The following is a 10,386-nucleotide window of genomic DNA, read 5'->3' as shown; positions in this document are numbered from 1 at the left end:
ATGTTGAATGTCAAGTAAAATTGACCCACTTTTACACTTAAATCTGACCCACCCCTAGATCCGCCAGTGCGATTTTGAGGGCGGGTCAGTTTTATTTATAAATCTCGATTTTTACACTGTGAATTGACCCACCTTTTAATGAGTTACCAGTGTGTATCCAGCACCGGTAAGTGCTGTTTTATCTATGATCATTGTCTTGCTCAAGGTATCCATGACAACATACCTGCTAAGTTCTAGTAGTCTGTCACCGATAAGTTCCTTCACGAGCTTCTCCATAGCCTCAGCCTTGGGAGCATTTCTTTCTATTTTGTCCTCGCATATATGTTGTGGTTTAACTGGGGAGCATAGTTCATCCATCGACATAAATAAGTTCTCATCTGCCTGTTTGCATTGCTCAGCTCTGAATCTGTCAGTTGTTTCGTCGTATCCCAGGGAATCCATGCTCTTCATTCTTGACAGCGTTGACCAAGGATACTTTATTCCAAATGACTCTCGGAGCGTTTGGTAAAGAGCATCCTTTCCGCCATTGTTGTATATTCCTGCAAGTTCAGGGAGATTTTTATCTCTTATTTTAACCATGATAGTTCTCCTTCCGACAGCTTGCCCATTTCTGCTTCAGCCCATTCATCGAATGCTCTGGATAGAGCTCGTCCTTCTTCCATAAGGGCTTCAGCCTCTTCAATGAGCTTGTGTCTCCGAAGTACTTTCTCATATACATCTGACTTATACGACAACTCATGAAGCTGCTTTCTCAGGCTTTTAATAGTGTCTTCACCTCTCAGTTCGGCAAGATATTCTTCTTTTTCTTCATCATCCATAGTGCTAAGGGTATCACGGATATCCTGTTCCTCCCTGTAAATGTCAAGAAAATCAATGTAGTTTCCATGGCCGTCTTCAGCATTGCATGAGTTCTCGTGCACACTGTTGCCAGCAGCAACCCATTCATGAAGAACCTTCCTTTCTGCCTCATTCATTGGTGTGGATTTTTCATATCTATTCAGCTCATCCTGCAGGAATCGCTGTCTATCGCTTGTTATGTTCATTTTTCTGTACCTTTCTGTTTTTTAACACTTATTTTTGACCCTTTGACACGGTAACTGTCTCCCGTTATACTAAGCACATGGCAGTGATGCAGCAGGCGGTCAAGTATTGCAGTTGCCGCAAGCTGTCCGGTAAATACTTCATCCCATCTACCCATTGGGAGATTAGTGGTGATAATGAGGGAGCTTTTTTCGTATCGTTGACGGATGATCTGGAAAAACATGCTCTCTCTTTCTTTGTCCATTTTTATGTATGAAAGTTCGTCTATTATCAGAAGCTCAATACGATTCAGCTTATCAAGCATCTGCTGGAGATTCCCGGCAAGCATCTCATCATAAAGCCTGTCGACAAGTTCCTTTGCATTAACAAAAAGGACTTTCCTGCCTCTTCTGCAGGCGTTACGACCTATTCCCGTAGCAATCATACTCTTACCAACTCCAGGTGGCCCAATGATTATGATATTTTCACGGTTATCCAGGAAAGTAAGCTTTCCGAGTTCATCGATCTTATCCTTATCCAGCGACGGATTAAAGCTGTAATCAATGTCCTCAAGAGAAGATGCATTATCAAAACCGGCTTTCACAAGAAGCTTTTCTGTTCTACGGCTGGCTTTTCCACTGTCTTCAAGTTCCAATAGCCTGAGGAGAAAATCCATATATCCCAGTGATTCCTGTGTTGCTTCTTCAATGATGTCTTTATATTGGGCGCGCATATCTACGAGCTTGAACTGCTTCATCTTTGCTTCTATGTATGCGCTTTTGTGTTCTGTGTCGTTAAGCATTCAGAACCTCCTTTGCATAGTTCTCATAGTAGCTGCAGCTTCTCGTAAGCTCACTAGTGGCCGTTGTACCGATTATCAGGGCGGTAGCTTCAGTTTCGTTAGCCTCCGGAAGTTTTCGCTCTCCTGAGTTATACTCACGAAGCATCTCTTTGAACAGCTTGATATCCATCTTTCCTTCATCGACGGCCAGCCCTATAAACCTGTCCAGAGTATCATCATCGTAAAGATCCTGGAGTTCCATTATCCTTCTGGCATGGAATGTAGGCTGGTCAAACTTACGACCTGCTGCTTCAAGATAACGTGCACCATTACTAAAGCGCTTAGTGAAGTCACGCCTTATCTGCGGAACAGAAGTTGATACCTTCTTTGCAATGGGCTCATAGTGGTCAGGATTGGTACGGATCTCATGTTTTTCATAAGATATTTCCTGATGTTCTATGAAATGTCCCTGTGAGTCATACAACATGATCCTGAAGCCATAATTCAGCCTGTAGTATAGTGTTTTTCCAACATATCTGACGTGAACACTATATTTATTGCCACCGATACTGAGATAACTATCAGGACTGACTTTCCGCTTAAGCTTGCTGGTTGCATAGTAGTGTTCCTTGGGAAGCGGCTGTAACAGAGCTTTTTCTTCCAACAGGTAATGCTGGTTTGGAATTCTTTTGGTGGTGGAATGCTTCTTGTCGCACCACTCATTTATAAAAGCTTTCCCTCGGGAATTCAGATCCTCCATGCTTGCAAAGGCATTCCCTTTTATGAACTGTTCTTCGATATAGTTGAATGGTCTCTCGATTTTCCCTTTTTTACGTGGCCAGTAGCATGGACATGCGTTGAGCTCAACACCAAGATGCAGAGCCATGGCCAGCGCATGAGGATTATATTTTATTTCTTCCTCTGACTTTGGATTATTCTTGATAACAAACGCCTTGGGATTATCAATAAGAAGCTCCAGTGTTACGCCTCCCAGATCATCAAACAGTTCCTGAACAGCTTCATATATAGCATCAGCATCTTCCCGTAAAGAAAAACATATCGCCTTCTTTCTTGATGCAGCCAGTATCATGGAAAAGCAGTATACTGTCATGTACCTGTCTGCAATAAGCACCTGATACTCACTCCAGTCAAACTGAGCCTGGTCACCCGGAGGGCTTTCGTGCCTTGTCGTTGCCTTACTACTGATACTGTTTCCAACATCTTCATCCACTCTTCTTAAAAAGTAATAGACAGGTCCTATACTGCCTTTGTAGCCACGCTTCTGTAATTCACTGAATATCCTGGTGCCATTGAAGTTAAATGGGTCACACCTCCAGGCAATGATCTGTTCCTTGAACGGATCAATCTTGGAGCTGTACTCTGTCCGGTTGTAGACAGGAGGTTCAGTCTTTTCTAATAGACTTCTGACCGTATTTCTGGCTATCCCAAGAATAGAAGCCGTAGCTCTTTTGGAACCAGTCTGTTTGTACACTTTGTGCACAGCCACCCAGTCTTCCAATTCTTTCACCTCTTTTCCTCCTTCCATATGTTTTTACATACGGAAAGAATTCTATATAACCTCAAAGAGGTGGGTCAATTCTAAGTATTAAATTTTCAAGGTACAGTGTATAATCGAAATGGTTTTATACTCGCGATCCACCATCTGGGGTGGGTCAGTTTTAAGTATTAAACCCGGGTCAATTTTAAGTGTAAATCAATACTACAATTTTCTTGATAACTTCGTTTTCATTTTTTTCAATTAGTGGTCCGCTAATATATGTAATCGTTGTCGAAAACAACAATAAAAGAGCATATTTCGCATTCCATCCCATATAAAAAAAATAAGATGCCCCCAAAAGCCAAAGGTATCTGACTTTTGAAGGTATCAAATAATACATAACAACCACTATAGGGAAAAAAATCAGGAATTCTCCATAATTAAATAACATTATCTCACTCCCAAAAATTCTTCATTTAACGAAGAATCTACTTTTTCTTGAACAGTCACACGCTCATCAATTATACCATTAAAATACAAGGTATTACTTACTATATCGCCAAAGCCGTAATAATATGTAAGATTCTTCTCATCGTTGACTTCAACTTCTGGTATAGCAATTTCAACTATTTCTTTGCCTTCCAATCTAGCTTCTATAATACTATCCACATAATACTTGCTGGTCTTATAACATAATTCATAATCCCTATTACGGCTACTGCTAATCATGTAACGTCCATCCGGATAATAGCAACATAGCATGACAGTAAAAAGCATGATTGCCATAATCAACCTGCTATGTTTAATATTTGCAATCGTATTGCTTATCATTAGTGAACATATAGATATAAGGTAAAACCATATGCCCCAAGAAGCATCAACTCTACTCATATAGCCTATAAGAGAATTTAAAAGCAACAGATAAATCAATACACCAAACATTGCCACAACAAAACAAATAACTACACTTCTACCTTCTTTCATTTTTCTCATGTTGCGCCATATTAATCCAGCAAACGTTACAGCAACCAAGACTAGAAACGGTTTTGAAAGTGCAAACAGAATCGCCTTAAATTGAGTTACTGATTGAACCAGATTAAACTTGTGCTGAAAAGTACCAGCTCTTCCACCTGACTTTTCAAAAAATAGAACTATTATCCAAGAAACAATAATCCAAAAATAAATACTAGTATTCTTATATAATCTCTTAATACTATTTTCTTTGTCCTTTTTTTCGGATACTATTTCATGCAAAATCAATGCCATACAATACGATACAGTTATAATTGAATGAAAAATATTTGATAATAACGCAAAATATAGGACAAATAGAAATGCTCCTTTTCTCACCAAATCGAATCTTTTAAACGCATTCGCAAAACCCTCATATCTTGCAATTGTAAGTACAACTATCGCATTTATAACACCTGGCATTGTGTAATTGTATACGCAACACAAATCTTCAGCACAAAACATGTAGTTGCTTTCTGATCTCGTCCTAAAGATAAGAAAAAAAAGTGCCAAAAAGAAAATTTCAGATTCAAGAGCTTGTACCTCTCCAAACTTGAATCTATTTATAAGTAAATTGTACATACTGATACACATAACAGCAATTAGAAATGACAGCAATATCGCAGATCCTAAGGTAATTGAAAAAACAAAATCACCAACAATCGGATAGATAATATACCCCGCAACTCTTCCCATTATTGGCATTACTGTTTCAAAAAATACCCTAGTTGGATTCCATCCTCCCCATAATGGTATAGGAAGTCTTATCTTTCCTAAATATATCCAATCATCACAGTTATAAGCAATAAGTGGTGTAATGCATGAAAAAAATATAACAAGAAATCCAAATATTATTATGTTTGATATAATTGCATTTATTTTATTCTTCATTTCTTTATATCATAATCACTCAAAAAAATACTGGTAATATGCCTTAATCCACGTATTTATGAACATCAGTAATCCCAATGTAGTATGAAAGGCAAAGATCAGATTGCCAAAATAAAACACAACCTTATTATGTTTTACATTGTAGATTCTTTTTGCAGTAACTATTGCAAATAAGAAAAGCAAATACATTGACATATTGTAGCCCCACATCATGTCCAGAGCGCCTTTCTCCAACGGAAAAATAAATAAAATCCACTCAGCGACGCCAAACAAGTAAATAAGTCCCCCAAGTATCATATTATTATTATTTTGCCTATACACAAACATACAAACAACTACAAAAAGCACGTAGAATATAGCACGAGACAATATAATTAAGCCATTTGTTCCATCTGCATTGTAAAACATCATTCCCTCAAATGGAGAAAAAGCAATAGGCTGAACCTTCATCGTCATTGAATAAAGAACCCATATCGTAGCTGGTACAAACGAAATTGCTATCGTGATGCATTTTTTTAATTCATCAAAGTGTCCTAATAAAAAGTAAACTATAACAAAAAGTGCTCCAGCAGGCGCAAAGCACTGATAGAAACAAGGTTTAGCCAAAACCGATAAAAGCATAGATACCGCTAATATAATTGCCATCTTTACTTGTTCTGCTTTTTTGTCTGATTGTAAAAGAGTAAGAAACGCATATATTGTAAGTATTGCAAATGGCTTTGCACACAAATAGGTAAGATTATGGTATGGCGCAGTAGAACCCGATGTAAGATATACATGCAACATACTGCTCCAGTATGTAGTCTCCCCCTTAAGAAAATCAAATGCATGAAATGAAATCGGCCAAATAAAACTAAGACCAGAGCCTAAAAGTACGGAATAATTACTGTTTTTTTCATCTAATAGCTTATCAATCAACTTAATCTGTAAAATGTTGGTTGCAAAAGCCCATATCATAATAAATAACAGTGCAGCTACCGTATAATTTCTAAATATAACTACAAAAAGAGCAATCACATAAAAAAACAATGGATATGACTGCTGGGACTTTGGTAGATATCCATCATAGAAAAAAGACCTGACATAACTCAGGTGATAATATGAATCCGTTTCTCCTGAACCATATCTTACCTGATGAAAAAAATTAAACAAATAAACTCCCGTTACAATTAGTGATAATATTATTGCTTTTTTATTTTGTATAACTATTTTCATTACTATCCTTGTATGATTTTTTAGAAGCTAAATATCATACTTTCCTTTCATTTTTCTATATCTGTGGTTCAATACAATTCAGATACTATGGACTTTTGATTTTTTCCTGTAGCTTGACTACTCAACTGGAGTGTATTGCCGCTACCTTTATCTGAATTGTTTATATGCTGGATGTACCGGGGCTTTACACAAAGTACTTATTTCAATCAAGTCTACGATGATAATCGATGGTGGACATCATGGTATCAGACTTTATGAAAGGGAGGTACAACCTCATGATTTACGTAGCATTGACATTGCCAAACTCAACCATTTCGCCGCTGCCATTTCTGTGGAGGGCGAAGTACTCATTGAGCCGTTCAAATTTACAAATGACTTTGATAGCTTCCAACTGCTGATCTCTAAGCTCGATTCCTTCGAGAAAGACAGCATCATCATTGGTCTTGAATCGACGGTACACTACGGTGACAACCTTGTTAGATACCTTGTTACTGAGTCTTACCAAGTGTGTGTGTTGACCCCCATCAAGACATCTCAGATGCGAAAGAATAGCATTCGCAAGACTAAGACAGATAAGGTCGACACAGTTGTAATTGCCAAAACTCTTATGATGCAGGATTCACTCAGGTTCGTCAGTTTTTATGATCTTGATCTTATGGACTTAAAAGCCCTTGGCAGGTTCCGCCATAAGACGATAAAACAGCGAACACGCCTTAAGATTCAGCTGACCACATATGTTGATCAAGTGTTTCCGGAAATACAGTATTTCTTTAAATCCGGCCTGCACCAGAAAGCCATCTATGCTCTCCTTAAAGAAGCGCCATCACCGAAAGAAGTTGCTTCCATGCATATGACTCATCTTGCAAACCTGCTAAAAGTGAACTCACACGGACACTTTACCAAAGAACAGGCCAAAGAATTAAGAGTTCTCGCACAGAAGTCTGTCGGTGCAAACAACAGCTCTATATCTATTCAGATAACCCAGACCATTCAACAAATCGAGTTACCGGATAGCCAATTAGTAAAGATTGAATCAGAGATGGCTGACATCATGAAATTCAATGATTCTGTCATCATGACCATTCCGGGTATCGGATATATCAACGGCGGAATGATACTTGGTGAAATAGGAAATATTCACCGTTTCTCTAATCCAAACAAGCTGCTTGCCTTTTCGGGACTGGATCCTTCTGTATATCAGTCCGGTAATTACCAGGCCAAGAAAACTCGCATATCCAAACGTGGCTCACATACCCTTAGGTACGCTCTTGTTAATGCAGCTTGAAACGTTGTTAGAAACAACGCCACTTTCGAGGCTTTTTACAATACCAAGAAAACTGAAGGTCGGACTCACTACAATGCTTTAGGGCTTAGCGCCGGCAAGCATGTCAGGATCATCTGGAAGATGCTCACTAACGAAGTAGCATTTAATCTCGAATAGAGATTTGATAACCAATATCGATAGATTTTGAAAAGGCACCTTTAGGGAGCTTTATTAAAGTTACCCTTTTTCAATCGATATAGAAAACGAAATTTCTGCCTAATCTAGGGTTGACTTTTCATAGCTGGTCTCCAAAAAATATACTATACTCTCAAAAGTATAGTATACCATAAACAATCATTAGTCTTGCTCATAAGAATCTGAAATAACGCCTTTTGTATCATATATATGATAATAAATCATCTGTCTATCAAAAAATGAATCATGAGCTTTAGCATAGAAGGATCCAGCAATAACTTCTGTTGATGCTAAAAGCATCATTATTATACTAAAAGTAATAGTTGCTTTAGCCAGCCTTTCTTTATATTCAACGCTTAAATCATCGCATATTTTCATAAACGACTTCCCCATCGCTATTATCAACATAAATAGCGGAAACTGGAAAATTCTATTAGCAAATCCTGCAGAAAAAGTCATTACATAAACACTTGCAAAGGCAATAAGCCAAAAGAATACTTCTTGTCCCTTTGAAACTTCTTTTATAACTTTCTTAAATACACTTTCTTTTTCAGTGGAAGTTCTATTTCTAGTAAATATGTAGAGTGCTATAGATATAGCAATTGGTACAAGCAAAAAAATGCATAGATAATAACTCTCTCTTGCTACTCTATATGCATACGTCCCTATCAAACCCTTGGTAGCCATTCCGCCTTCGGCATCAGTAATTCTAACCCTATTTGCAGGCGAAAAAATCAGCATGCAATATCCAGCCAAACAAGCAACAAACCCAACTATTTTTTCTAATCTAATATTATGTTTTGTTAACAAGCACCAAATAAAGAATAAGCTAATTCCACCAATAGTCGCACCTGCACTAGCTTCTGCAGACCAGCCTGCACATATACCTAATACTGTATATCCAATAGCTGCAATAATTGTCTTGCCAGCAGGAACTTTTCGTGATGTGCTACCATCGAAACACCTCATAGATGCGAAAGCCTTATAATACAAGTATCCAAAAGATAATATTATAAGATTCATCCACATATATGTAATACATCCTGAGGGCCACACTACAACTTCAGCAAAGTCTGGCATCATAAACCACATACAAACATATACTAGAGCCAAAATTATGGTGCTTCTATTTTTATCTATATCTACACCGCAACAAATATATTTAACAATTAAATTCGCCAACATAATGTACACTATAGCATTGCAAATAGAAAATACTATCCTCGGCACATTCAACATCAACTGAATAAAAAACATCGTAATAACTCTGCCGTTAAATATCTGATAAGAAACTTTCAGTGAGTCAAAAATCATATTAAGGCTGCTTATATCTTCCCCAGTAGCAAATGACTTACTTTGAAAGTAATCATCAACAAACAAAGGCATTTTAAATGACAAATATGCAATTATTAAAAACCAAAAAACATTTATAGCGATTCTTATCTTTTTCTGCAATTTTCTTACCTTTTTTCCAAACTATTTCTTCATTATACTTAAAAGCTTCGCATATATCCTTTTTAGAGTTTTTTCTACTTCTATCCAACACCCAAAAAAACTTGGAATTATAGCAAAAACTACATAATCATTAGATAGACCAAATGTTAATTTGTAATAATGCTTATAGTACTCAGTATACTTTTTTGAAAGTACTGTTTTTTTATCTGTATCCTTACATTCAACAGCTTCTTCATATTTCCACATAATGTACTTAAAAAGCATATTAGAAGCCCATTGCAGGTCAGAATTGCATGAATGCTCTTTTAGAAACTCTATTCTCGCTACTAACGCGTCAATAGCATCTAATATGCTTTCAATTCCTTCTGAATGCATAATACTACCGCTTCTTTGCACGTAGTAATAAAGACTTTCCTCTATATATGCTATTCTATTACATTTATATAGTTGCTCATGAATAACAAATGTATCTTCGTGCTTTCTTCCCACAGGAAATTCAATTCCATTTAGGATTTCTTTTTTAAATAATTTGTTGCACTGAATGACAGTCAATTCATCTCTTTCAACTAGTTGCTTCAATATATCTTTTTTTTCGATAACTACTACATCTGCTCTACTGCATGTTTCTTTATCAAAAGCCACTATATGTTCTTCACTTATTTTTTCTACTCCTGTTACAACTACATCAGCATTATAGTTCTCCATAACTGACATCATTTTTTTTAAGTAACTCGGATGAATAAAGTCATCGCCATCAATAAAAGCAATCAATTCGTTTCTTGACAGCTTTAATCCGGTATTTCTTGCATCTGATAATCCACCATTTTTTTTGTGAACCACTTCTATTCTTTTATCTTTCTTTGCATATTCATCACATATCTTACCGGATGCATCCGTTGATCCATCATCTATCAATATGACATGTAGTTCACTATATTCTTGCTCTAATATTGACCTTATGCATTTATCAATATATTTTTCAACATTGTAAATCGGAACTATTACATCTATGGTCATCTATTATTTCCTATCTTCATTCTTATACAAGCTAATACC

The 10,386-nt window shown here is 36.9% G+C and carries 9 protein-coding genes; 1 reads left to right on the top strand and 8 read right to left on the bottom strand.

The features are described from left to right. Window positions 1-135: 135 nt before the first annotated feature. The 6 genes from BUA02_RS15260 to BUA02_RS15230 form a co-directional block, all read right to left on the bottom strand. Window positions 136-579: a hypothetical protein gene (locus BUA02_RS15260; RefSeq protein ID WP_072703987.1), complete on the bottom strand. Its 444-nt coding sequence runs from the start codon at window positions 577-579 to the stop codon at window positions 136-138. Further along, complete coding sequence (locus BUA02_RS15255; protein ID WP_072703989.1) at window positions 567-1,043, bottom strand: hypothetical protein; 477 nt, start codon at window positions 1,041-1,043, stop codon at window positions 567-569. The genes BUA02_RS15260 and BUA02_RS15255 overlap by 13 nt, the downstream gene beginning before the upstream one ends. Further along, window positions 1,040-1,822: an IS21-like element helper ATPase IstB gene (istB, locus tag BUA02_RS15250; RefSeq protein ID WP_072703992.1), complete on the bottom strand. Its 783-nt coding sequence runs from the start codon at window positions 1,820-1,822 to the stop codon at window positions 1,040-1,042. The genes BUA02_RS15255 and istB overlap by 4 nt, the downstream gene beginning before the upstream one ends. After that, window positions 1,815-3,329 carry an IS21 family transposase gene (istA, locus tag BUA02_RS15245; protein ID WP_178297661.1) on the bottom strand — a complete coding sequence of 505 codons (1,515 nt, stop codon included), beginning with the start codon at window positions 3,327-3,329 and terminating at the stop codon, window positions 1,815-1,817. Before istA ends, istB begins: the two co-directional genes overlap by 8 nt. A 420-nt stretch (window positions 3,330-3,749) precedes the next feature. Further along, window positions 3,750-5,201, bottom strand: coding sequence for a hypothetical protein (locus tag BUA02_RS15235; protein WP_143147449.1), 1,452 nt, complete (start codon window positions 5,199-5,201; stop codon window positions 3,750-3,752). A 15-nt stretch (window positions 5,202-5,216) separates the two neighbouring features. Next, a complete protein-coding gene (locus BUA02_RS15230) occupies window positions 5,217-6,416 on the bottom strand; it encodes a hypothetical protein (RefSeq protein ID WP_072705691.1) in 1,200 nt (399 codons plus the stop codon). A 217-nt stretch (window positions 6,417-6,633) separates the two neighbouring features. Between BUA02_RS15230 and BUA02_RS15225 the strand changes: the two genes are divergently transcribed. Then, on the top strand, window positions 6,634-7,701 hold the full coding sequence (locus BUA02_RS15225) for an IS110 family RNA-guided transposase (RefSeq protein ID WP_242946524.1): 1,068 nt from the start codon (window positions 6,634-6,636) through the stop codon (window positions 7,699-7,701). Between the two features lie 336 nt (window positions 7,702-8,037). Here the strand turns inward: BUA02_RS15225 and BUA02_RS15220 are convergent, their stop codons facing one another. Beyond that, entirely contained in the window at window positions 8,038-9,330 is a 1,293-nt protein-coding gene (locus BUA02_RS15220; protein ID WP_072705689.1) for a DUF6056 family protein, read from the bottom strand. A 21-nt stretch (window positions 9,331-9,351) separates the two neighbouring features. Then, window positions 9,352-10,347, bottom strand: a complete 996-nt coding sequence (locus tag BUA02_RS15215) for a glycosyltransferase family 2 protein (RefSeq protein WP_072705687.1) — start codon at window positions 10,345-10,347, stop codon at window positions 9,352-9,354. Between the last annotated feature and the right edge of the window lie 39 nt (window positions 10,348-10,386).

The sequence above is a fragment of the Butyrivibrio hungatei DSM 14810 genome (genome assembly GCF_900143205.1).
GTDB classification, from domain to species: Bacteria; Bacillota; Clostridia; order Lachnospirales; family Lachnospiraceae; genus Butyrivibrio; species Butyrivibrio hungatei.
The sequence above is the reverse complement of the archived record's forward strand: the minus strand, read 5'-3'. Positions and strand labels throughout refer to the sequence as shown.

Coding starts and splice junctions, on each gene's coding strand:
- BUA02_RS15225 (WP_242946524.1), top strand. CDS start 6,634: ATGATAATCGATGGTGGACATCATGGTATCAGACTTTATGAAAGGGAG.
- BUA02_RS15255 (WP_072703989.1), bottom strand. CDS start 1,043: ATGAACATAACAAGCGATAGACAGCGATTCCTGCAGGATGAGCTGAAT.
- BUA02_RS15235 (WP_143147449.1), bottom strand. CDS start 5,201: ATGAAGAATAAAATAAATGCAATTATATCAAACATAATAATATTTGGA.
- BUA02_RS15260 (WP_072703987.1), bottom strand. CDS start 579: ATGGTTAAAATAAGAGATAAAAATCTCCCTGAACTTGCAGGAATATAC.
- BUA02_RS15215 (WP_072705687.1), bottom strand. CDS start 10,347: ATGACCATAGATGTAATAGTTCCGATTTACAATGTTGAAAAATATATT.
- istB (WP_072703992.1), bottom strand. CDS start 1,822: ATGCTTAACGACACAGAACACAAAAGCGCATACATAGAAGCAAAGATG.
- BUA02_RS15230 (WP_072705691.1), bottom strand. CDS start 6,416: ATGAAAATAGTTATACAAAATAAAAAAGCAATAATATTATCACTAATT.